This window comes from Corynebacterium sp. LK2510 (genome assembly GCF_040946405.1).
Classification (GTDB): domain Bacteria; phylum Actinomycetota; class Actinomycetes; order Mycobacteriales; family Mycobacteriaceae; genus Corynebacterium.
Window position 1 is genome coordinate 96,427 of the sequence record NZ_JAYWLR010000001.1, and the last position, 21,016, is coordinate 117,442.

Below are 21,016 nucleotides of genomic sequence, written 5' to 3' on the forward strand. Positions count from 1 at the left end.
ATGTGAGTGCTGCCAGCAGGGCCGACCCCCGCAGGCGTGCCGTGTCGCGGCGGTGTGGTAGCAATGAGGTCATGACCACCACGTTGTGGGCCGTCTCTGACTTGCATGCTGCCGTCAAGGCGAACGGCCCAAGAATCGACTCGATTCAGCCATCCGACCCCTCGGACTGGCTCATTGTGGCTGGCGATGTCGCAGAGAAAAACGATCTCATCGTGCGCGTCATGGCGCAGCTAGTGGAGCGGTTCGACACCGTGATTTGGGTGCCCGGCAACCACGAGTTGTTCTCTCGCTCGGCGGACCGTTTCCGCGGCCGGGAGAAGTACGCCGCGTTGGTGCAGGGCTTGCGGGAGTTGGGGGTAGTTACGCCGGAGGATCCGTACCCGGTGTTTGGCGGAGTGACGGTCGCCCCGCTGTTTACCCTGTATGACTACTCGTTCCGCGGCCCGGGGATGACAGTCGATGAGGCGATTGCCGCCGCGCGCGAGAAGAACATCATGATGACCGATGAGGTCGCCATCGCCCCGTTCGTCGATGTCAGAGCGTGGTGCTGGGACCGGCTGGCGTACACGACGAAGCGCCTCTCGCGTATCGACGGCCCCACGATCCTGATCAACCACTGGCCGCTGGTACAGGAACCGATCATGCGGATGCGCTGGTCGGAGGTCGCGTTGTGGTGCGGTACCCGGCACACCCGCGGATGGCCGCAGCGATACAACGCACAGGCCGTGATTTTCGGCCACCTGCACATGCCGGGGATCACCGTCGTCGACGGCATCGAGCACATTGAGGTCTCCCTCGGATACCCGCGCGAGTGGAACGGAGCCAACTGGTCGCAACCGTGGCCCTACCCGGTCATGGAGGTGGAAAAATGAGGTACTTCCACGATCTCTTCCCACCGCAAGCCCGGTTCGTCTACGTCCGTACTGACGACGACAGGGACCTGACAAACTACCGTGACCTCGACCCGCGGGAGCAAGAAATTGTCAGCCGCGCTTTCGACGTGCGTAAGGGTGAGTTCGGTGATGCCCGGTGGTGCGCGCATCAGGCGCTTAAAGAACTCGGAGTCAGCGACCAAGAGGCCATCTTGCGCGGCGATCGCGGGATGCCGCTGTGGCCGTCTGGGTACACGGGCTCACTAACCCACACCGAGGGGTTCCGGGCGGCCGTTGCGGTCTCGACAGATCATGTCGTGTCGATCGGGGTCGATGCGGAGCCCGCACAGCCATTGCCCGGCGACGTTATCGGCCAGATCATGAGGGAGCGCGAGCGCGTTGCGGTGGAGCGCATGCGTGAGCGCGGCATGGACTGGGCGAACCGCCTGATCTTCTGTGCGAAGGAGGCGACCTACAAGTGCTGGTTCCCGATGACCAGGCGTTTTATTGACTTCCACGAGGCGGAGGTTGACCTGCGCGAAGATGGGACGTTCATCGTCTACATTCTTGCCCGCCCAACGCCGATCCCATTTTTCGAGGGGCGCTGGATGGAGCGCGGCGGCTACATCCTCACCTCGGCCTTCGTGACGCAGGCCCAGGCGGCACGGTTCAAGCGCTAAGGAGTGAAGCGTCGGGCCGCTAGAGGGTCGACGGGCGGGCGACGAATACCGTCGCCAAGCGCTTGCCCTGTTCTTTGACCAGCGCGACCGCGCGCCCGTCTGGTCCGACTGCGGCGTGGACGCCTTTCAGGCCGCGCGGCTCGAGCCATTTGCCCAACGACAGCGCGTCGTATTCCTCGGCGGTTACCTCGAGCACTGGCCATGCGCGGCTCAGCGCCTCGTCGAGAGTGAGGCTGAGCGCAGGGGAGTCCTCCAGTGTTGTGAGCGGGTGGGCGTCGTCAAGCGTGAAGTCGCCGACGGTTTCGCGGCGCAGGGCGGTGAGGTGGCCGCCCACGCCGAGGTCCGCGCCGAGGTCGCGTGCGAGCGAGCGGATGTACGTCCCGGTCGAGCAATGCACGCGCGCGTCGATGTCCCAAAACTCAGGTTCTTGGCGAATCTCCAGGATGTCGAAGGAATGGATGGTGACAGGACGCGCGGGGATCTCCACGTCCTCGCCGGCGCGGACGCGTTCGTGCGCGCGCTTGCCGTCGATCTTGATCGCGGACACGCTCGACGGCACCTGCATGATCGGGCCCGTGAGCTTATCGACGCCTAACCGCACCCGCTCCTCGGTCAACGCCGCGACCTGATCGGCCCCGGCTGTATCGACGACGTCTCCCTCGGCGTCGTCAGTGGAGGTGGAAGCACCTAAGCGGATCGTCGTGGAATACACTTTGTCCTCCGCGACGAGGTGCGCCAGCAACTTGGTGCCGCGCTCGATGCCGGCGACGAGCACGCCGGTGGCCATCGGGTCGAGTGTGCCCGCGTGCCCGACCTTGCGTGTGCGGAAGATACGTCGCAGGCGCGCGACGACGTCGTGGCTAGTCATGCCCGCGGGCTTGTCCACAACGACGATTCCGGAGGAGGAGAGGGGATCGGTCATAAGGACAAGACTATGCCGTAGTCTGGCGGTCGTGGATATTTTGCGTGGTCTGGACGCGGTGCCAGCGTCGTTCGGGCAGCCGAACGGAACGGTGGTGACCATCGGCGTATTCGACGGGGTGCACAGGGGCCACCAGCTTCTCATCGGCCGTGCGGTCGATGAGGCGAGGCAGGCGGGCATTCCGAGTGTGGTGCTCACCTTTGATCCCCACCCGGTCGCTGTCTTTGCCCCGGATCGTGCCCCGGACGCGTTGCTCAGTCTGGAGGAGCGGGCGCAGCAGATCGAGGCGCTCGGCGTAGACCACCTTGTCGTGGTGGATTTTCGCCACGAGCTGGCGGGGGTAAGCCCTGCTTCCTATGTCGAGGACACGCTCGTTGGCCGCTTGCGCGCGCGCCACGTCGTCGTGGGGGAGAACTTCACCTTCGGCCGCGACGCCGCCGGTACTGCCGCGACAATGCAGGAGCTCGGGGCCAAGCTCGGAATCGGGGTCACGGTGGTGGGCTTGCTTGACGACGGCGGGGTGCGCATCTGCTCCACCGCCATCCGCGAGCAGCTCTCCCAGGGAGACATTGACGCCGCGCGCGAGTTCATGGGACGCAACTTCGCGGTTACCGCTCCGATTGAGCACGGCGCGGGCCGCGGCGGCCGTGAACTGGGCTATCCCACGGCGAACCAGTACGTTGCCGACATCAATGCGCTGCCTGCGGACGGCGTGTACGCCGGGTGGTTCACAGTCGTTGATGAAGCTGCGATCGACGGAAACATGGAGCCCGGCGTGCGTTACCCGGCGGCGATTTCGGTGGGCACGAACCCGACGTTCGGCGACCACCGCCGTAGCGTGGAATCCTTCGTCCTTGACCGTGAGGCCAACCTGTATGGCAGGCAAGCCCGGGTCGAATTCGTGGGCAAGGTCCGCGACATGGTGAAGTTCGACTCGGTCGACGAGTTGCTTGACCACATGTCGCGCGACGTCGCCACCACCCGTCGCATCCTTGGCGTCGATGCGTAGCGCGGCCGAGCGCCCGAGGGGGTGACGGCGGTGGCGCGCAAGCTCATTCTCGACCTCGACACGGGTATCGACGACGCCCTTGCCTTGGCTTTCGCGCTCGGCAGCCCAGACGCTGAGCTGATCGGGGTTACGGCAACGTACGGCAACGTTGACGTTGCCACGAGCGCGCACAACACGCTGGCTCTGCTGGAACTCTTCGGCCGCACTGACGTGCCCGTTTACTGTGGGCCCGGCCACGCGCGAGCCGCCGACCGCTTCGCGGTGAGCGAGGTTTCCGCTCTGATTCACGGGCGCAACGGCCTCGGCGAGGTCACTCTCCTCGAGGCGCGCCGCGGTACGGAACCACTGGGCGCGGTGGAGTTTCTGCTCGACTCGCACGCGCGTTACGGCGCGGAACTCGTTATTGTCCCCACCGGTCCCTTGACCACGATTGCTGCGGCGGTCGAGGCATCAGCGGACTTTGCCGCAAACGCTCAGATCGTCTTTATGGGCGGGGCGCTAACGGTGCCCGGCAATGTCACGCCGTGGTCGGAGGCGAATATCCACCAAGACCCGGAGGCGGCTAACCTCGTGCTGCGCCGGGCCGCCAACGTCACCATGGTTGGGCTCGACGTGACGCTGCGGACCCTGCTCACCCGCGCCGAAACCGCGCAGTGGCAGCGGCTGGGTACCCGCGGCGGCGACGCGCTCTCCGCCGCGACGAATCACTACATCGACGCCTACGCGCAGCTTTCTCCCCACCTCGGCGGTTGCGGCCTCCACGACCCGCTTGCCGTGGCGGTTGCGCTCGATCCTGGGCTGTGCACCTTCCTGGACGTTGCTCTCAAAGTCGACCTGGACGAGCCGACGCGGGGGCGCACCATCGGTGACGAAACCAGACTCAACGACGACTCCCGTACGACGCGAGCGGCGGTGGCGGTGGACGCGACCCACTTCCATAGTGTGTTCATGCGCCGAGTCACGGCGGTAGCGGCGAGGGATACCCAGCGCTGAATCCGCGCACGGTTTTTGGAAGTCGCCCGCAGTCGGGTACTGTTGTGCCTCGTCTCGAGACCGTGAAGATGACTGTGGTTCGCAGCAGTTTGGTCCTCGTTGAGACGCAATGACATGCGGACTGAAATACAAGGAGAAACTCATGGCACTGACCACTGAGAAGAAGACCGAGATCCTCAAGAGCTTTGGCCTCCACGAGACCGACACCGGTTCCCCCGAGGCTCAGGTTGCGCTGCTGACCGAGCGCATCAACACCCTGACCGAGCACCTGAAGATGCACAAGCACGACCACCACTCCCGTCGTGGCCTGCTGCTGCTCGTTGGTCGCCGCCGCGGTCTGCTGAAGTACCTGCGCGAGAACAACGTCGAGCGCTACCGCGACCTGATCGCACGCCTCGGCCTGCGCCGCTAGTCGCTCGCGAGCACCGCACTCATCGCCGTCCACCGCAGGTGGGCGGCGTTTTTGCGTGCTGCGGTCGGTGAACTCCCGAGGCGCATGTGGTCGTGATCCGGGATGCCAACGGGGAGGCGTCGAAAAGCGAGGACTCCCGCGACATGGGCAAACGCGAAGAAGAGCTGGTACGATGCTTGTGCACACATGCGAAACGTAGAAACAGAGGCGGCATCGATGATCGCCACACAGCAAGGAGCGCATTTCTTTTGAGCACTTTCACCCCCAAAAATTCCCACGATGTCTTCGTCGACAACGACTTCGGCACCACTGAGGCCGTCGCTGTCATGGACAACGGCGACTTCGGCACCCGCACCATCCGGTTCGAGACAGGCCAGCTGGCCCGCCAGGCCGGCGGATCGGTCACCACGTTCCTCGACGACGACACGATGATGCTCGCCACCACCACGGCCAGCAACCAGCCGCGCGAAGGATTGGACTTCTTCCCGCTCACCGTCGACGTCGAGGAGCGGATGTACGCCGCCGGGCGCATCCCGGGTTCGTTCTTCCGCCGCGAAGGCCGCCCGTCCACCCAGGCGATCCTCGCCTGCCGCCTGATCGACCGCCCCCTGCGCCCGACCTTTGTCAAGGGCCTGCGCAACGAGGTCCAGGTGGTCATCACCGTCATGTCGATGGACCCGCAGGAGTACTACGACGTTGTCGCCATCAACGGCGCCTCCGCCGCCACTCAGCTTTCCGGCCTGCCGGTGTCCGGCCCCGTCGGTGGTGTGCGCATGGCGCTCATCGTCGACGACGCCCACCCGAAGGGCCAGTGGGTCGCTTTCCCGAACCAGGAGCAGCACAACAACTGTGTGTTCGAGATGGTCGTCGCCGGCCGCATCGTCGAGCGCAAGCGTGGACGCACAACCGAGAGCGATGTCGCGATCATGATGGTCGAGGCTGGCGCCGGCGTGAACGTCGTCAAGCAAATTGAGGCTGGCGCACCGGCGCCGACCGAGGCCACCGTTTCCGAGGGCCTCGAGGCCGCGAAGCCGTACATCCGCACCCTGTGCGAAGCGCAGGCTGCGCTGGCGGAGAAGGCCGCGAAGGAAACCCAGGAGTTCCAGCTCTTCCCGCCCTACACCGACAAGGTGTACAAGGCCGTGGAGAAGAAGGCCGCGAAGAAGCTCAAGAACCTGTTGACCATCAAGGCCAAGCAGGAACGCGACGATGCCACCAACGCGTACATGGTGGAGATCGAAGAAGACCTCCTCGATGCGTTCGACATCGACGACGACGACAAGGCTGAGCTCGCTGCCGCATCGAAGGAAATTCGCGCCGCATACAACGCCCTGATGAAGTCGATCGTGCGTGAGAAGATTCTTACCGACGGTTTCCGTATCGACGGCCGCGGCACCACCGACATCCGCGATCTCGAGGTCGAGGTCGAACTCATCCCGCGTGCGCACGGTTCCGCGCTGTTCGAGCGCGGCGAGACCCAGATCCTCGGTGTGACCACGCTCGACATGCTCAAGATGGAGCAGACGCTCGATTCGCTCTCCCCGGAGAAGTCGAAGCACTACATCCACCACTACAACTTCCCGCCGTACTCAACGGGCGAGACGGGCCGGGTGGGCTCGCCGAAACGCCGCGAGATCGGTCACGGTGCCCTCGCTGAGCGCGCACTCGTGCCGGTGATTCCGTCCAAGGAAGACTTCCCGTACACGATCCGCCAGGTCTCCGAGGCCCTCGGCTCCAACGGCTCGACGTCGATGGGCTCGGTCTGTGCCTCCACGCTGTCCCTGTACAACGCCGGCGTCCCGCTGGTCGCTCCCGTGGCTGGCATCGCCATGGGTCTCGTCTCGGGCGAGGTTGACGGTGAGACCGAGTACGTCGCGCTGACCGACATTCTCGGCGCAGAGGACGCCTTCGGCGACATGGACTTCAAGGTCGCCGGCACACGCGAGTTCATCACTGCCCTGCAGCTCGACACCAAGCTCGATGGCATCCCGTCCAAGGTGCTCACGCAAGCGCTCGAACAGGCGCGCGACGCCCGCGAGGCGATCCTCGACACGATGGCCGAGGTCATCGACGGGCCGGACGAGATGAGCCCGCTGGCGCCGAAGATCACCACGGTCAAGGTCCCCGTGTCCAAGATCGGCGAGGTCATTGGCCCGAAGGGCAAGACCATCAACCAGATCACGGATGAGACTGGCGCCGACATCTCCATCGAGGACGACGGCACCATCTACGTCTCCGCAATCAGCGGTGACTCTGCCGACGCGGCGATTGAGCGCATCAACGGCATCGCCAACCCGCAGATGCCGAAGGTGGGCGAGCATTACCTTGGCACCGTGGTCAAGGCTGTGGCATTCGGCGCGTTCGTGTCGATCATGCCGGGCACCGACGGCCTGATTCACATCTCCAAGCTCGGCGGCAACAAGCGCATTGAGCGCGTGGAGGATGTCGTCAACGTCGGTGACAAGATCGAGGTTGAGATCGCCGACATCGACAACCGCGGCAAGATCTCCCTGGTCCCCACGGACGACGAAAGCTAGGCGACGCTTACCCTCAGCCTCTCAGGCACACGTAGCGACCACAAACGCCCACCGCAGGTTCTTCCGACCTGCGGTGGGCGTTTGCTGCCGCGGCTCGTTACTACTGCTGGATATCGATGACGACGCGAGCCGGGTTGCTCAACGTATAGACGCGGAAGGGGCGCTTCTTGTCCAAGCCGATGACGTACTGTGTGTCCGCCTCGAAGACCCCGCCGTGGGTGACGCCCTGAATCGCGCCGGAAGCAAGGTTCATCGGGCCAACCTGGATCAGCTCCTCTCGCGGGCTCAGCATGCCCATCGGGGTGCCGTGAATCATCACTTCCAAATGTGCGGGACCTGCGACCTCGAGAGGGTAGCCAGAGGCTTGCTGTCTGGCCTGATCCACGTAGCCGGCGGTAAATCCCGGCGTGCCTGTGCCGCTGTACTCCACAACCACCCGGTCGAACCCGTCGTGCGAGCCGACGCGGACATCGCTTACGACTAATTCCGTCGCCTCGGCGGGCCAGTTCTGGACACGCTCCATGGAGTAGGGGGCGGTCTCGTGCACCTCGTCCGAGGTGGCTGCCACGCGGGGCACCGTGGTGGTCGCGTCGGCAGAATTGGTGGGGGCAGTCGGAGAAGCCGCCGTGGTCGGCGCGGCGGTGCTGGTCATGGTGGTGGTGGAGGTGGCCTGCCTGTCAGGCGTGCCCGCGCACCCGGCCACAGCCGTTGTTCCGACGGCGACAGCGGCGATCAGGGGCAGGACTCGGGTGGAAAGTCTCATGTCTCAACCATAACTGCAGTGTCGGGGCTGATCGCCAGGTTGGTGGTTCCAGACATGGTTCCGTGAGCTATCCGTGAGCCGATTGTGATGCAACCTGCTGTCGGGGGAAGCGATACAGTAGCCGAAAGACGAGACAACCACAGAAACGTTACGATCCGCGGAATGCGCGGAGAGAGGGGTCCGACAATGGCAATCAAGGTAGGCGTGCTCGGGGCAGGTGGTCGCGTGGGATCGGCAGTCGTCGCGGGAGTTAACGCAGCGGACGACATGGAACTCGTGGCGTCGATTGGCGAAGGTGATTCACTTGACCAGTTGACGGCCAACGGAGCTGAGGTCATCGTCGACTTCACCACTCCTAACGCGGTGATGGGCAACCTGGAGTACTGCATCAACCACGGCATCCACTGCGTGGTGGGCACCACCGGTTTCGATGAGCAGCGCTATGAGCAGGTGCGTGAGTGGCTGCGTGCCAACGAAAACGTCGGCGTGCTCATCGCCCCGAGCTTCGCTATCTCTGCTGTGCTCACCATGGCGTTTGCTCGCCAGGCGGCCAAGTACTTCGACTCCGCCGAGGTCGTGGAATACCACCACCCGAACAAGCTCGATGCACCGTCGGGCACAGCGCTAAAGACCGCCGAGGGCATCGCCCAGGCCCGCCGCGAGGCGGGAATGGGTGCAATGCCGGATGCCACCGAGCAGTCCAAGGACGGAGCACGCGGCGCCGATGTCGACGGCGTGAAGGTCCACGCGGTCCGCATGAGCGGCATGGTGGCCCACGAAGAAGTCATCTTCGGCACGACCGACCAGACCCTGACCATCCGCCAGGACTCGTACGGGCGCGAGTCCTTCGTTCCGGGAGTGCTGCAGGGCGTGCGCCAGGTGGCAGACCACAAGGGTCTGACGGTGGGCCTGGACAAGTACCTGGGGCTGTAGCTTCGTGGCAGTAGAATCCAAGCTCAAGGTTGAACTCGTCGCTACGACGCAGTTCACTGCGCCGACCGACATCGACTGGGAGCCCGACCCGCAGGCGAGCGACGCTGAGTCGCTCGTCGAGTTCGCCGGCCGGGCCTGCTATGAGACGTTCGATCGCCCGAACCCCCACACCGCGGCCAACGACGCCTATCTGCACCACATCATCGACGTCGGACACGAGGCGTTGCTCGAGCACGCGAGTGCGACGCTGTATATCCGGGGGCTGTCCCGTGCGGCGGGCAACGAGCTTTTGCGACACCGTCATCTGTCGTTTTCTCAGCTCAGCCAGCGCTACGTCCACTCGGACGCGAGCGAGGTCGTGGTCCCGCCCGCAATTGCGGGGGATGCGGAGCTCAAGGAGATGTTCCTGCGCGCCGTGGATGAATCGCGCTTCATCTACAACGAGCTTCTCGACGCCCTCAACGACGACCTCGGCGAGGAACAGAATTCGCTGCTGCGCCAAAAGAAGGCCCGCCAGGCTGCCCGCGCCATCCTCCCGAACGCGACGGAGACCCGCTTTGTGGTCACCGGCAACTACCGCGCGTGGCGCGAGTTCGTTGCCGCCCGCGCCTCCGAACACGCCGATGTGGAGATCCGCACGCTCGCCGTTGAGTGTCTGAAGCTGCTGCGTACAACGGCGCCCGCGCTTTTCGACGACTTCCTCATCAGCGACCTCGCCGACGGCACCGCCATGGCGACCAGCCCGTACATTCTCTAACACCGAGCTCTAACACTGGGGAGAGAACAAAGAGGGGCGGCTCAGCGCGGCGTGCTGGTGGCACACCTGCGTAGCCTTCGGGGTAATCTATGTGGCTATGGGCACTTCATTGAAAGCGAACCGAGGAGCCGACGTGTTCGGCACTGTATCCGTCGCCATGGTCACCCCGTTCGACACTGACGGGGAGCTCGACCTGAAGGCCGGGCGAAAACTGGCCGCCCACCTGGTGGAAAACGGAGTCGACTCCCTAGTCCTGGCTGGTACAACAGGGGAGTCTCCCACCACCTCGCCCGAGGAGAAGATCGCGCTGCTGAAGGCTGTGCGCGACGAGGTAGGCGATGGCGTGACCCTCGTCGCCGGTACCGGCACGAATAACACGCGCACCGCGATTGAGTTGACTGTCGCAGCTACCGAAGCGGGTGCGGACGCCCTTCTAGTGGTCACCCCCTACTACTCCAAGCCGTCCCAGGCTGGACTCGTCGCGCACTACCGCGCCGTCGCCGAGGCAACCGATCTTCCCATTTGTCTCTACGACATCCCTGGCCGCTCCGCCATCCCTGTCGAGGCCGACACTATCCGTGAGCTCGCGACCATTCCCAACATTCAGGCGATGAAGGACGCGAAGGGTAATTTCGCTGAGGCAGCCCCCCTAATTCAGGAAACAGGCCTGGCCTGGTATTCTGGTGACGATCCGCTCAACCTGCCGTGGCTTTCCGTCGGCGCCACCGGAGTCGTCTCCGTTGTGGGCCACGCCGCGCCGAAGTTGATGCGTGAAATGATTACAAGTTTCGAGGAAGGCGACCTCGCCCGTGCGCGGGAAATCAACGCCAACACCATCGCCGTGCTGGCTCGACAGCAGGCACTGCTTGGTGGTGCGACATTTTCGAAGGCAGCCCTGCGCCTGCAGGGCATTGAGGTCGGAGATCCGCGTCTGCCCGTCGCCCCCGCGACGCCTGAGCAGATGGAGGATCTGCGCCGTGACATGGAAAAGGCTGGAGTCCTTTAAGTATGAATGAACCCCGAAACCGGACACGCAAGGTGACGCGCAAGGCGGGCCCGCCGGAGCCGTCAGACCAGCAGCCGGTCTTCCAGGCTCCCGCGAACGAGCCCGCCAACGGCGGTGAGGACACTTCTCGCGGCCGCAACAAGAGCGACCGCAGCGAGGGCAACTCGGGTAACCGCAGCGGTGGCAACCGCCGTGACCACGACTCGAACGACAACGGCGGGAACCGGACTCGCTCCCGCCGCGGCCGCGGAGGCGGCCGTGGGGGCAACGGTTCCAACGGTGGGGGCGGCAACCGCCGCAACCCGATGAAGTCTATGCAGGGTGCTGACCTGACCAAGCGCCTGCCGGCGCCGCCCAAGGCGCCGAACAACGGCCTGCGCATCTACGCCCTCGGCGGCATCTCCGAGGTCGGCCGCAACATGACGGTGTTCGAGTACAACGGACGCCTGCTCATCGTGGACTGTGGTGTGTTGTTCCCGAACTCCGGCGAGCCGGGCGTGGACTTGGTCCTGCCGGACTTCGGCCCGATTGAGAAGCGCCTGGACAAGGTCGAGGCCTTGATCGTCACTCACGGTCACGAGGACCACATCGGTGCGATCCCGTGGCTGCTCAAGCTGCGCCCGGACATCCCGATCTACGGCTCGCGTTTCACCAACGCGCTTATCGCCGCGAAGACGCAGGAGCACCGCCAGCGTCCGAAGCTCAACGAGGTTAACAAGGATTCCGAGGTCACTCTCGGTGCGTTCCGCCTGCGCTTCTGGCATGTTAACCACTCCATTCCAGAGTGCCTCGGCGTGTCCATCAAGACGGGTGCCGGCCACGTTGTGATGACCGGCGACGTCAAGGTCGACCAAACCCCGTACGACGGCAAGCCGACCGATTTGCCGGCGCTGTCGCGCTTCGGCGACGAGGGCATCGACCTGTTCATGTGTGACTCCACCAACGCCACAATTCCGGGCATTTCGAGCTCCGAGGCTGGAATTGAGGAGACTTTGACTCGCCTGGTGTCGCGCGCGAAGCAGCGCGTCGTCATCGCCTCTTTCGCCTCGAACGTCGCTCGCGTGCAGATGGCGGTCAACGCCGCTGTCGCCAGCGGACGCAAGGTGGCCTTCAACGGTCGCTCCATGCTCCGCAACATGGAGATCGCGGAGAAGATGAGCCTGCTCAAGGCGCCCAAGGGCACGATCGTTCCCATCGAGGAAGCCGCGAAGATGGCCCCGCACAAGGTCGTGCTTATCACCACCGGTACCCAGGGCGAGCCGATGGCGGCGCTGTCGCGCATGTCGCGACGCGAGCACCGCCAGATCACGATTCGCGACGGCGACATGATCATCCTGTCTTCCTCGCTCATCCCGGGCAACGAGGAGGCAGTCTTCGCTGTCATCAACAACCTCGCACAGATCGGCGCTGAGGTCATCACCAACTCCGACGCGCACGTTCACGCCTCGGGCCACGGTTATGCCGGTGAGCTGTTGTCTCTGTACAACGCCGCACGTCCGAAGAACGCAATGCCGGTGCACGGCGAGTGGCGCCACATGCGCGCCAACAAGGAGCTCGCAATCTCGACTGGTGTGCACCCGTCGAATGTCGCTCTGGCGCAGAACGGTGTTGTGGTTGACATGGTCAACGGCAAGATCAACGTCGTCGGCCAGTACCAGGTGGGCCAACTCTATGTCGATGGCGAGACCATGGGCGAGGTCGATCCGGACGTCTTGGCGGACCGCACCAGCCTGGCGTCCGGCGGTGTCGTTTCGATTACCTGCGTGATCGATGACCGCACCGGCCGTTTGCTCGAGGTGCCGCGCGTGTCGACGACCGGTTTCTCCGACGACGATCGAGACTTCAACAAGAAGCTCGTCTCCGGCGTGGAATCTGTCATGGGTGATTTGGCTGCCGAAGGCGAGAACGATCCGTTCCGCATGGTTCAGCAGCTGCGCCGCAAGCTGTCGCGCTCGATCAACCAGAAGTACAAGCGCGAGCCGGTCATCCTGCCGACGGTGATCCCGATGGCGGCGGATAACGCCCCGCTTGACGACGTCGAGGTTGAGACCTCCAGGGAATCCCTCTAAGCCACGACGGGCTGTTTATCAGCCACAAGGGACATGGACCCCAGCGCTATGCTGGGGTCCATGTCTTTTGCCCGTACTGAGCGCCAGCTCCTGGCGCAGCTGCTCCTCAACCTCGGCCCCGATGCACCCACGCTGTGTGAGGGGTGGACAACGCGCGATCTCGCCACGCACCTGTTTATTCGGGAGCACCGCCCACACGCGGCGCTCGGTATGTTCCTCGGCCCCGCCCGTGGGCTGTTGGAGAGAGAGACGACACAGCAGCAGCGACCGTTCGACGACATCGTCCGCGCTTGGGCTGCTGGGCCGCCCATGCCGCTGCGCGTCGTGGACAAGCAGTTGAATACCGCGGAGAACTTCATCCATCACGAGGATGTGCGCCGCGGCGATGGGGTTGCTCGCCCGCGTGGGTTCAGTGGGGTCGTCGATAAGCAACTGCTCGGTGCGGCCCGCATGTTCGGCAGGCTCGCCCTGCGTGGGGTTGGGATTCCAGTGATCCTCACTCCGCCGGCATTGCCGCCCGTGACGCTGGGGGAGAAGCACGCTGTGGCCTCGCGTGGCGACGATGTCGTACGCGTCTTCGGGGAACCGGGGGAGCTGCTGTTGTGGGTGAGCGGCCGTGACGCCGTCGACGTGCGTGTCGAGGGGCGCGACGACTACGTTGCGAAGGTCTCGGACGCGCTCGGCATCTAGCGCGCCGGAGACGGTGTGGCACATGGGGGCTAGGGGGCACAAGGTACTAGTGTTACAACCATGTCTGTCAAAAACTCCCCTCGCCGCAGCGTGGGCCGCCCAGCATCTGGGCCGCGTGGTGGATCGCGCTCATCGCGGCCCACTGCGGCACGACACGGTGGCCCGACGTCGATGACGCATCCGCCCACCTCATCGATGGTGGCCGCGGAATCGAGCGGGGAGCGTGTGGGGTCGGCGTACCAGGCTGTTGGTAGTTCGGTCGGCTCCGTCTTTCGGGGCGCGGCTCGATCCGTGCGCAACGTATCGGCTCGTCTCGGCAGCACCCGAGAGGGACGTCGCGATGAGGCCCTAGACAGCGACGGCAATATAGACGACTTCTTCGAGGAGGAAGACACCATCAGCTCCCGATCCGGAAGAACCCGGCGCGCCTGGAACGAACGGACCGACAGTTTGACACGGCGCGCGAGCGGCCGTACCCGTCACGCCGACGACGAAGCTGAGCACGATTCGGAGGAGGGCGCAACTCGCAGCGGGGAGCGCGGGCGTGGGGCGCACGTCGATCTGCTGGGGCTGGCCATCATCGGTCTCGCCGCCGTCATCGGGGCGTCCGTGTGGCTCGACATCGCCGGGCCCATCGGACGCGTTATTGCCGACGCAGCGTACTGGGTCATCGGAGCCGGCGCACTGATTCTTCCTGTCATGCTCGTCGCAGTCGCTGTTGCGCTCATGCTGGACGTGCGCCACGATCCTGCGGTGCGCACGCGGGTTAGCGTCGGAATCGCGATCATCGCGGTGGGCATGCTCGGGCTTGTCCACGTTCTGGCTGGCAACCCGGCAGGCTGGGAAGCGCGCAAGATCGCGGGCGGCTTCATCGGCGCCGTCCTTGGCGGAAGCCTTGCCGCCGGTTTTTCCTCCTACGTCGCGGTGCCGCTGCTGACGCTGGTGATCATCTACGGAGCACTACGTACCACGGGAATCACGGTCCGTGAAGCCTACGACTACCTGCGGGGCTTGGTGTCAACCATGCTCGCCAATAGGGATACGACGGATCCGGACGAGAGCGACGACCCCTACTCAGACGTCTCCGCCCAGCTGGACGACATCGCCCAGGGCAGGCAGCGCCGCCCGGGCTCGCGACGCCCGAGTGTGTCGCGCGTGCGCGAGACCCGTGACGCCGCCGAGCGCGACGACGCCCTCGTGCGGACCGAGGCCACCGATCAGCTGCGGCGCAGGACGCCGCTGGACAACTACCCGGCTGAGGAACCCGCGGAAGGGGAGCGGACGCGGTCGGTGGGGCGTCGACAAGCGCGCCCTGCACCCCCCGTGTACGAGGTGTTCGACTTGGCCGACGAGATCGACGATGTCGACTCCGAAGCTGAGGCGGCTACGCCACCGCACGAACCGGTCAGCGACCACGGCACGCGCGTGCTGTCGCGTGTCAACGCTGCCCCCGCCACTCCCGCCGGAGTGCCGGGTGTGGAGTCCACCCGCGTCCTTCGCCGCGATTCCGCTGCCGAGGACACGGACGACAGCGTTGACACTCCAGATTCCGTCGCTGGCCGCGAGCCCGCCGAAGACGCCGTCGCCCAGTCGCGCGAGTCGATGCGCCAGGCGATCGTCGCCCGGAGCGGAATCGACGCCGCGGCCATTCCAGCCTCGACGCCGAAATCTGAGCTGGAAAAGGATGAACCTCAGGCCGCACCGGTTCCGGCGCGGCGCAGTTCGGCCGCGAACTACGACATCCCCTCGACCGATCTGCTCATCCCCGGCACAGCGCCGAAGACGCGGACCGAAGCCAATGACAGAATGATCGAGGCGATCACGGATGTCTTCGAGGAGTTCCGTGTCGATGCCCGGGTCACCGGGTTCTCGCGCGGGCCGACAGTGACCCGCTACGAGGTTGAGCTTGGCCCCGGTGTCAAGGTCTCCAAGATCACCAACCTGCAGTCGAACTTGGCGTATGCGGCAGCGACCGACAACGTGCGTCTGCTCACCCCGATTCCGGGCAAGTCTGCCGTCGGTATCGAAGTACCGAACCTCGACCGAGAGATGGTTCGCCTGCGCGACGTGCTAGACGCGCCGAAGGTGGCCGCCGAAAGCGATCCCATGCTCATTGGTTTGGGCAAGGACATCGAGGGTGACTTCATCGCCTCGAGCGTGCAGAAGATGCCGCACCTGCTCGTTGCGGGTTCGACCGGCTCCGGTAAGTCGGCATTCGTGAATTCCTTGCTGGTGTCGCTGCTCACGCGCGCGACGCCGGAGGACGTGCGGCTGATCCTGATCGACCCGAAGATGGTGGAGCTGACCCCGTACGAGGGCATCCCGCACCTGATCACGCCGATCATCACCCAACCGAAGAAGGCGACGGCTGCGCTGCAGTGGCTTGTTGAGGAGATGGAGCAGCGCTATATGGACATGAAGTCCGCGCGCGTGCGCCACATCAAGGACTTCAACAAGAAGGTCCGCTCCGGTGAGCTCCAGGCGCCTCCCGGCTCCGAGCGAGAGATGCGCCCGTACCCGTTCATCATCTGCGTGGTCGACGAGCTCGCCGATCTCATGATGACGGCTCCGAAGGAGATCGAGGAGTCCATCGTGCGCATCACCCAGAAGGCGCGTGCCGCAGGCATCCACTTGGTTTTGGCCACGCAGCGTCCGTCTGTCGACGTGGTCACCGGTCTGATCAAGACCAACGTGCCCTCCCGTCTCGCCTTCGCGACATCCTCGCTGACAGACTCCCGCGTCATTCTCGACCAGGGTGGTGCAGAGAAGCTCATCGGTATGGGCGACGGCTTGTTCATCCCACAGGGTGCAGGAAAGCCGCAGCGCCTCCAGGGCGCGTTCGTGACGGACGACGAGGTCCAGGCCGTTGTCGAGGCCGCCAAGTCCCAGGACGAGCCGCACTACATCGAAGGAGTGACCGAAGACAAGGCCGCCGAGGCCAAGGTCATCGATGACGACATCGGAAAGGACATGGACGACCTGCTCGAGGCTGTCGAGCTCGTGGTGACCTCGCAGCTGGGATCGACATCGATGCTGCAGCGCAAGCTGCGCATCGGATTTGCCAAGGCCGGTCGCCTCATGGACCTCATGGAGTCGCGCGGCGTGGTCGGGCCGTCGGAGGGATCCAAGGCCCGCGACGTGCTGGTCAAGCCGGACGAGCTCGAGACCATCATCTGGATGATCAAGGGCGCGGACCCCGCAGAAGCGCCCAAGGATGCGGACATCGATGGCGGAGACACCGATGCTGGCAACGACGGTGGCGACGACTCGACCCGCGTTGTACAGGCGAGCTACAACGCGACGGGCGGGGCATTCTAGACACCCTGCACTCGAGTCCCACTGGATCCCACCGGGTTTGGCCAGGGTTCAGCCAAGGTTCGGCCACAGTGCAGCGATGGGGTAGAGTTGTCGACGCATTGGAGGGGAGTACCCCGCAATCGCCCACGATCGTCAGCACGGCGCCCGCAGGAATGCGGGCCCCGGTCGGGACGGCCCGGGAGACACCGGGTGGGGGAGACCTCCGGTCAGTTATTGTTGCTTATTTGACCGGAGGTTCTTGTCATGGAACATATGGGCGTGCCCACATCAGTGTGGCTCATTACGTCGGCGGTTATCGTCGGCTTCTTCGTTTTCGACTTCTTCGGCCATGTCAAGGACGCGCATGAGCCGACCTTGAAAGAGTCGGGGTTCTGGACCGCGTTCTATGTCGCTATCGCGCTGCTGTTCGGCGGTGTGATCTGGTGGTTCTGGGACAGTGAGCACGCGATTCAGTACTACACCGGTTACGTCACTGAGAAGGCGCTGAGCGTGGACAACCTTTTCGTCTTCGCTCTCATCATGGGCTCGTTCAAGATCCCCCGGAAATACCAGCAGAAAGTGCTGCTGCTCGGAATCGCCATCGCGCTTATCTTGCGTCTGATCTTCATCTTGATGGGCGCTGCCGTCATCGCCGCGTGGTCGGACGTGTTCTACCTCTTCGCCCTCTTCCTTATCTGGACCGCGCTCAAGCTCGCCTACGATGAGGCGACGGACCAGGAGGAGTCTGACCCGAACAACATGCTCATTGTCAAGACCCTCCGCCGCGTCTTCCCGGTGACGAAGTCCTACCACGGTGACAAGCTGTTCTCGGCGACCCATGCTGGCAAGAAGGCAGTGACTCCGCTATTCGTGGCTCTGTTGGCCATCGGGTTCGTCGACGTCATGTTCGCCCTCGACTCGATTCCGGCGATCTACGGCATTACGACCGAGCCGTTCATCGTGTTCACCACTAACGCCTTTGCACTGCTCGGCCTGCGCCAGATGTACTTCCTCCTCGACGGGCTGCTTGACCGCCTCGTCTACCTTTCCTACGGCCTCGCGATCATCCTCGGATTCATTGGTGTCAAGCTCCTGCTGCACGCGCTGCACGAGAACAACCTGTCGTTTATCAATGGTGGCGAGAACGTGGCAGTGCCCGAAGTCGGTACCGTTACGTCCCTGCTGGTCATCCTGGGCGTTCTCACGGTTACTGTCATAGCTTCGCTGGTGAAGGACCGTATCGACATCGCAGCAGGGCGTCGAAACCCCGAGGGGATGAAGTGGCACATCGACTACGACGACCACGGTAACCGCCGCAAAGTCGACAACCACGGAAACCACCTCGAGTGGATCGACGACCCAGCAACCTCGGGCCGCGGAGACCACACTGCCACCGGCTCGCGCGACACGGAGCACCTCGAGGTATCGCGCGGAAACGGCCAGCAGAAGTAGCCCAGCAGGTGGCGCCGCAGGCGGTTGTTACCGCCTGCCACCTGGCCCACGCCGCGTGTCTGGTCGCGCGTGGGGCACAGGTAGTGTGGTTGTCGTGAGCTCTCCCAATCCCGCCGCGACGCAGCCGACGCCACCGCCGCCGTCGAACTGGAACCTGCCTAATGTTCTGACGTCGCTACGCATTGTTTTCGTCCCTGTCTTCGCCTGGCTCGTCCTCGCCCACCACTGGTGGTGGGCCTTCGGTCTGTTCGCCCTGCTCATGGCCACCGATAAGCTCGACGGCGACATCGCCCGCGCGAGGGGATTGGTGACGGACTTCGGTAAAATCGCCGACCCGATTGCGGACAAGGCGCTGATGATCACGGCTCTTGTCACATTGAACATTGCCTCCACGCTGCCAGTGTGGGTCACCGCCGTGATTGTGGTGCGCGAGCTCGGCATCACCTTCTGGCGCATGTGGATGCTGCGGAATGGAAAGGTTGTCCCGGCCTCTAAGGGCGGAAAGCTCAAGACCGTGCTGCAGAGCCTTGGTGTTGCGCTCTATCTTTGCCCGCTGCCGGCGTGGATGGATATCCCGACATTCATCGTCATGTGTATCGCCGTCGCGGTGACCGTTGTCACCGGTGTGCAGTACGTTCTCGATGGGAGGAAGGCTAACAGTGTCTGATACCGAAACCTATCTGCTTGCTGAGTCTTTGATTGAGGAGCTTCGTCAGCGCGGACAGACAATTTGTTTCTGCGAGTCTTTGACCGCTGGTCTCGCCTCCGCCCGTCTCGCCGACGTACCCGGTGCATCTGTCGTGCTGCGCGGCGGTCTCGTAACCTATGCAACAGAACTCAAGGCCACCCTCGCCGGGGTCGACCAGGAGGTCCTTGACTCGCACGGGCCGGTGTCGCCGGTGACCGCCCGCGAGATGGCGCGCGGGGCGCGACGCGTGTGCGGCGCCGACTGGGCTGTTGCGATCACCGGGGTTGCCGGGCCGGACGCGCAGGGCGGGCGCCCAGTTGGTGAAGTGTGGATCGGGTTGTCCGGGCCGCACAGGACAGCCTCATCGTCTGCCGCGACGCTTGTCGACGCCACCCGGAGCCGTTTCGCGCTCGCGGAGGGTGCATCTGAGCCCGTGCGAGTCGTGGCGGGGGACCGGGCGCGCATCCGCGAGTCCGCCGTGCTGGCTGCTCTCAAAGGGGCGCTGATCGGGATCCGGGAACAAAAGCCCGCCCTCGACCGTTGAGTTACGTGATGGCAACAACAACTCTGCTTCTCAACGACGCCGCCCGCGGGACGGGTGCTGCGTCTTCAGCTAGTGCGACCGTCGCGCGCGGGGCGCTCGACTTGGGGCCCGCGTTTGGACGCGATGCGCAGCGAGAGCCGCTTCTGCGCGAGGCACTTGGGATGTCTTTGCGCGCCTACCGCGCTGACAAAGGCATCAGCCTGCGCAACCTCGCCGTGCAAGCGCGCGTCTCCTCGGGGTACCTCTCCGAGTTGGAGCGTGGGCGCAAAGAGGTCTCCTCCGAGCTGCTCAAGGCGATCTGCGACGCGCTGGACACGACCGTCGCGGAGGTGCTTCTCGACGCAGTCAGTAACCTGTCGCTCCACGCACTGACGGACGAGTTGGAACACGCTGCACCCGCTGCCGCCGAGGCTTAGCTTTGACTACGATGGTTTAGCGATAAACCCTGACTCACGAAAGGCCACAACCCGATATGGCGAACCCATTTTCCAAGTTCTGGAACTACCTCATGGCGTTGTTCGACAGCAAGATTGAGGAGAACGCCGATCCGAAGATCCAGATCGAGCAGGCCATCGGTCAGGCACAGCGCCAGCACCAGGCGCTTTCCCAGCAGGCGGCGGCCGTGATCGGCAACCAGCGCCAGCTTGAGATGCAGCTGAATCGCCGCCTTGAGGAGGTGGAGAAGCTGCAGGCAAACACCCGCCAGGCACTCCAGCTCGCGGACAAGGCGCGGGGCGAAGGTGACGCCCAGAAGGCGCAGGAGTACGAGAACGCGGCAGAAGCGTTCGCCGCACAGCTCGTCACTGCAGAGCAGTCGATCGAGGACACCAAGCACCTCCATGACCAGGCGCTGCAGCAGGCAGCGCAGGCGAAGCAGGCTGTCGAGCGCAACGCTGCGCAGCTGCAGCAGCAGGTCGCCGAGCGCACCAAGCTTCTGTCTCAGCTGGAGCAGGCGAAGATGCAGGAGAAGGTCTCCGAGACCATGCAGTCGATGAACTCCATCACCTCGGGAACCCCGAACCTGGATCAGGTGCGCGACAAGATTGAGCGTCGCTACGCCAACGCCCTCGGGCAGGCTGAGCTGGCCCAGAACTCTGTCGAGGGTCGTATGGCCGAGGTTCAGCAGGCTAGCATCCAGATGGCTGGTCACGGCCGCCTCGAGCAGATTCGCGCTGAGATGGCAGGCGAGCTGACGTCTGGCGCCAAGCCAGCTATTGAGAAGCCCGCTGCATCGGACGGCCGCGCTGGCAACGCTGGCGGAGCTGTGTCGGATGACGCGGTTGCCCAGCGTATGCGCGAGCTGCGCGGCGAGTAGCTTTTCTCATCCTCTCAACGAACAAACGCCCGGTCTGCGGACCGGGCGTTTGCGCGTGTACGTGAAGCGAGCGGATC

The 21,016-nt window shown here is 64.4% G+C and carries 20 protein-coding genes; 17 read left to right on the plus strand and 3 right to left on the minus strand.

Annotated elements, in window-relative coordinates:
- The first annotated feature begins 71 nt into the window (after positions 1 to 71).
- Both VVR41_RS00435 and VVR41_RS00440 read left to right on the plus strand, forming a co-directional pair.
- Complete coding sequence (locus tag VVR41_RS00435) at positions 72 to 872, plus strand: metallophosphoesterase (protein ID WP_321101843.1); 801 nt, start codon at positions 72 to 74, stop codon at positions 870 to 872.
- On the plus strand, positions 869 to 1,552 hold the full coding sequence (locus VVR41_RS00440) for a 4'-phosphopantetheinyl transferase (RefSeq protein ID WP_368523147.1): 684 nt from the start codon (positions 869 to 871) through the stop codon (positions 1,550 to 1,552). The genes VVR41_RS00435 and VVR41_RS00440 overlap by 4 nt, the downstream gene beginning before the upstream one ends.
- Positions 1,553 to 1,571: 19 nt before the next feature.
- On the opposite strand, the gene truB is transcribed toward VVR41_RS00440, so the two are convergent.
- Positions 1,572 to 2,474 (minus strand): tRNA pseudouridine(55) synthase TruB, encoded by a 903-nt coding sequence (gene truB / locus VVR41_RS00445; protein WP_368523148.1) that lies wholly within the window; start codon positions 2,472 to 2,474, stop codon positions 1,572 to 1,574.
- A gap of 31 nt (positions 2,475 to 2,505) precedes the next feature.
- Here truB and VVR41_RS00450 point away from each other — a divergent pair, with 31 nt between their 5' ends.
- From VVR41_RS00450 to rpsO, 3 genes are all read left to right on the plus strand, one after another.
- Positions 2,506 to 3,483, plus strand: a complete 978-nt coding sequence (locus tag VVR41_RS00450) for a bifunctional riboflavin kinase/FAD synthetase (RefSeq protein ID WP_368523149.1) — start codon at positions 2,506 to 2,508, stop codon at positions 3,481 to 3,483.
- 30 nt (positions 3,484 to 3,513) lie between these two features.
- On the plus strand, positions 3,514 to 4,476 hold the full coding sequence (locus VVR41_RS00455) for a nucleoside hydrolase (RefSeq protein WP_368523150.1): 963 nt from the start codon (positions 3,514 to 3,516) through the stop codon (positions 4,474 to 4,476).
- A 142-nt stretch (positions 4,477 to 4,618) separates the two neighbouring features.
- The gene (rpsO, locus tag VVR41_RS00460; RefSeq protein WP_368523151.1) at positions 4,619 to 4,888 is read left to right on the plus strand and encodes a 30S ribosomal protein S15; all 270 of its coding nucleotides are present in this window, start codon (positions 4,619 to 4,621) and stop codon (positions 4,886 to 4,888) included.
- On the opposite strand, the gene VVR41_RS00465 is transcribed toward rpsO, so the two are convergent.
- Entirely contained in the window at positions 4,885 to 5,076 is a 192-nt protein-coding gene (locus tag VVR41_RS00465; RefSeq protein WP_368523152.1) for a hypothetical protein, read from the minus strand. The genes rpsO and VVR41_RS00465 overlap by 4 nt on opposite strands.
- Before the next feature lie 60 nt (positions 5,077 to 5,136).
- On the opposite strand from VVR41_RS00465, the gene VVR41_RS00470 reads away from it, so the two are divergent.
- The gene (locus tag VVR41_RS00470) at positions 5,137 to 7,425 is read left to right on the plus strand and encodes a polyribonucleotide nucleotidyltransferase (RefSeq protein WP_368523153.1); all 2,289 of its coding nucleotides are present in this window, start codon (positions 5,137 to 5,139) and stop codon (positions 7,423 to 7,425) included.
- A gap of 100 nt (positions 7,426 to 7,525) precedes the next feature.
- Here the strand turns inward: VVR41_RS00470 and VVR41_RS00475 are convergent, their stop codons facing one another.
- Positions 7,526 to 8,188, minus strand: coding sequence for a hypothetical protein (locus VVR41_RS00475; protein ID WP_368523154.1), 663 nt, complete (start codon positions 8,186 to 8,188; stop codon positions 7,526 to 7,528).
- A gap of 186 nt (positions 8,189 to 8,374) precedes the next feature.
- Between VVR41_RS00475 and dapB the strand changes: the two genes are divergently transcribed.
- The 11 genes from dapB (at position 8,375) to VVR41_RS00530 (ending at position 20,939) form a co-directional block, all read left to right on the plus strand.
- Complete coding sequence (gene dapB, locus VVR41_RS00480) at positions 8,375 to 9,121, plus strand: 4-hydroxy-tetrahydrodipicolinate reductase (protein WP_368523155.1); 747 nt, start codon at positions 8,375 to 8,377, stop codon at positions 9,119 to 9,121.
- Positions 9,122 to 9,125: 4 nt separating this feature from the next.
- Positions 9,126 to 9,878 (plus strand): FAD-dependent thymidylate synthase, encoded by a 753-nt coding sequence (gene thyX / locus VVR41_RS00485; RefSeq protein WP_368523156.1) that lies wholly within the window; start codon positions 9,126 to 9,128, stop codon positions 9,876 to 9,878.
- 97 nt (positions 9,879 to 9,975) lie between these two features.
- Complete coding sequence (dapA, locus tag VVR41_RS00490; protein WP_321101823.1) at positions 9,976 to 10,884, plus strand: 4-hydroxy-tetrahydrodipicolinate synthase; 909 nt, start codon at positions 9,976 to 9,978, stop codon at positions 10,882 to 10,884.
- A 2-nt stretch (positions 10,885 to 10,886) separates the two neighbouring features.
- Positions 10,887 to 12,953: a ribonuclease J gene (locus tag VVR41_RS00495; protein WP_368523157.1), complete on the plus strand. Its 2,067-nt coding sequence runs from the start codon at positions 10,887 to 10,889 to the stop codon at positions 12,951 to 12,953.
- A gap of 60 nt (positions 12,954 to 13,013) precedes the next feature.
- Positions 13,014 to 13,643 (plus strand): TIGR03085 family metal-binding protein, encoded by a 630-nt coding sequence (locus VVR41_RS00500; RefSeq protein WP_368523158.1) that lies wholly within the window; start codon positions 13,014 to 13,016, stop codon positions 13,641 to 13,643.
- Between the two features lie 60 nt (positions 13,644 to 13,703).
- Positions 13,704 to 16,961, plus strand: coding sequence for a DNA translocase FtsK 4TM domain-containing protein (locus VVR41_RS00505; protein ID WP_368523159.1), 3,258 nt, complete (start codon positions 13,704 to 13,706; stop codon positions 16,959 to 16,961).
- 252 nt (positions 16,962 to 17,213) lie between these two features.
- Positions 17,214 to 18,392 (plus strand): TerC family protein, encoded by a 1,179-nt coding sequence (locus VVR41_RS00510; protein WP_368523332.1) that lies wholly within the window; start codon positions 17,214 to 17,216, stop codon positions 18,390 to 18,392.
- Positions 18,393 to 18,486: 94 nt separating this feature from the next.
- On the plus strand, positions 18,487 to 19,059 hold the full coding sequence (gene pgsA, locus VVR41_RS00515; RefSeq protein WP_368523160.1) for a CDP-diacylglycerol--glycerol-3-phosphate 3-phosphatidyltransferase: 573 nt from the start codon (positions 18,487 to 18,489) through the stop codon (positions 19,057 to 19,059).
- On the plus strand, positions 19,052 to 19,624 hold the full coding sequence (locus VVR41_RS00520; RefSeq protein ID WP_368523161.1) for a CinA family protein: 573 nt from the start codon (positions 19,052 to 19,054) through the stop codon (positions 19,622 to 19,624). Before pgsA ends, VVR41_RS00520 begins: the two co-directional genes overlap by 8 nt.
- Positions 19,625 to 19,632: 8 nt before the next feature.
- Positions 19,633 to 20,040: a helix-turn-helix domain-containing protein gene (locus VVR41_RS00525; protein ID WP_368523162.1), complete on the plus strand. Its 408-nt coding sequence runs from the start codon at positions 19,633 to 19,635 to the stop codon at positions 20,038 to 20,040.
- A 56-nt stretch (positions 20,041 to 20,096) separates the two neighbouring features.
- On the plus strand, positions 20,097 to 20,939 hold the full coding sequence (locus VVR41_RS00530) for a PspA/IM30 family protein (RefSeq protein WP_321103245.1): 843 nt from the start codon (positions 20,097 to 20,099) through the stop codon (positions 20,937 to 20,939).
- Positions 20,940 to 21,016: the final 77 nt, after the last annotated feature.

Bases quoted from the DNA above. Each gene is read 5' to 3' on its own strand.
- VVR41_RS00435 (WP_321101843.1), top strand. From the start codon at position 72: ATGACCACCACGTTGTGGGCCGTCTCTGACTTGCATGCTGCCGTCAAG.
- VVR41_RS00440 (WP_368523147.1), top strand. From the start codon at position 869: ATGAGGTACTTCCACGATCTCTTCCCACCGCAAGCCCGGTTCGTCTAC.
- truB (WP_368523148.1), bottom strand. From the start codon at position 2,474: ATGACCGATCCCCTCTCCTCCTCCGGAATCGTCGTTGTGGACAAGCCC.
- rpsO (WP_368523151.1), top strand. From the start codon at position 4,619: ATGGCACTGACCACTGAGAAGAAGACCGAGATCCTCAAGAGCTTTGGC.
- VVR41_RS00465 (WP_368523152.1), bottom strand. From the start codon at position 5,076: ATGTGTGCACAAGCATCGTACCAGCTCTTCTTCGCGTTTGCCCATGTC.
- VVR41_RS00475 (WP_368523154.1), bottom strand. From the start codon at position 8,188: ATGAGACTTTCCACCCGAGTCCTGCCCCTGATCGCCGCTGTCGCCGTC.
- dapB (WP_368523155.1), top strand. From the start codon at position 8,375: ATGGCAATCAAGGTAGGCGTGCTCGGGGCAGGTGGTCGCGTGGGATCG.
- dapA (WP_321101823.1), top strand. From the start codon at position 9,976: ATGGGCACTTCATTGAAAGCGAACCGAGGAGCCGACGTGTTCGGCACT.
- VVR41_RS00495 (WP_368523157.1), top strand. From the start codon at position 10,887: ATGAATGAACCCCGAAACCGGACACGCAAGGTGACGCGCAAGGCGGGC.
- VVR41_RS00500 (WP_368523158.1), top strand. From the start codon at position 13,014: ATGTCTTTTGCCCGTACTGAGCGCCAGCTCCTGGCGCAGCTGCTCCTC.
- VVR41_RS00505 (WP_368523159.1), top strand. From the start codon at position 13,704: ATGTCTGTCAAAAACTCCCCTCGCCGCAGCGTGGGCCGCCCAGCATCT.
- VVR41_RS00510 (WP_368523332.1), top strand. From the start codon at position 17,214: ATGGGCGTGCCCACATCAGTGTGGCTCATTACGTCGGCGGTTATCGTC.
- VVR41_RS00525 (WP_368523162.1), top strand. From the start codon at position 19,633: ATGGCAACAACAACTCTGCTTCTCAACGACGCCGCCCGCGGGACGGGT.
- VVR41_RS00530 (WP_321103245.1), top strand. From the start codon at position 20,097: ATGGCGAACCCATTTTCCAAGTTCTGGAACTACCTCATGGCGTTGTTC.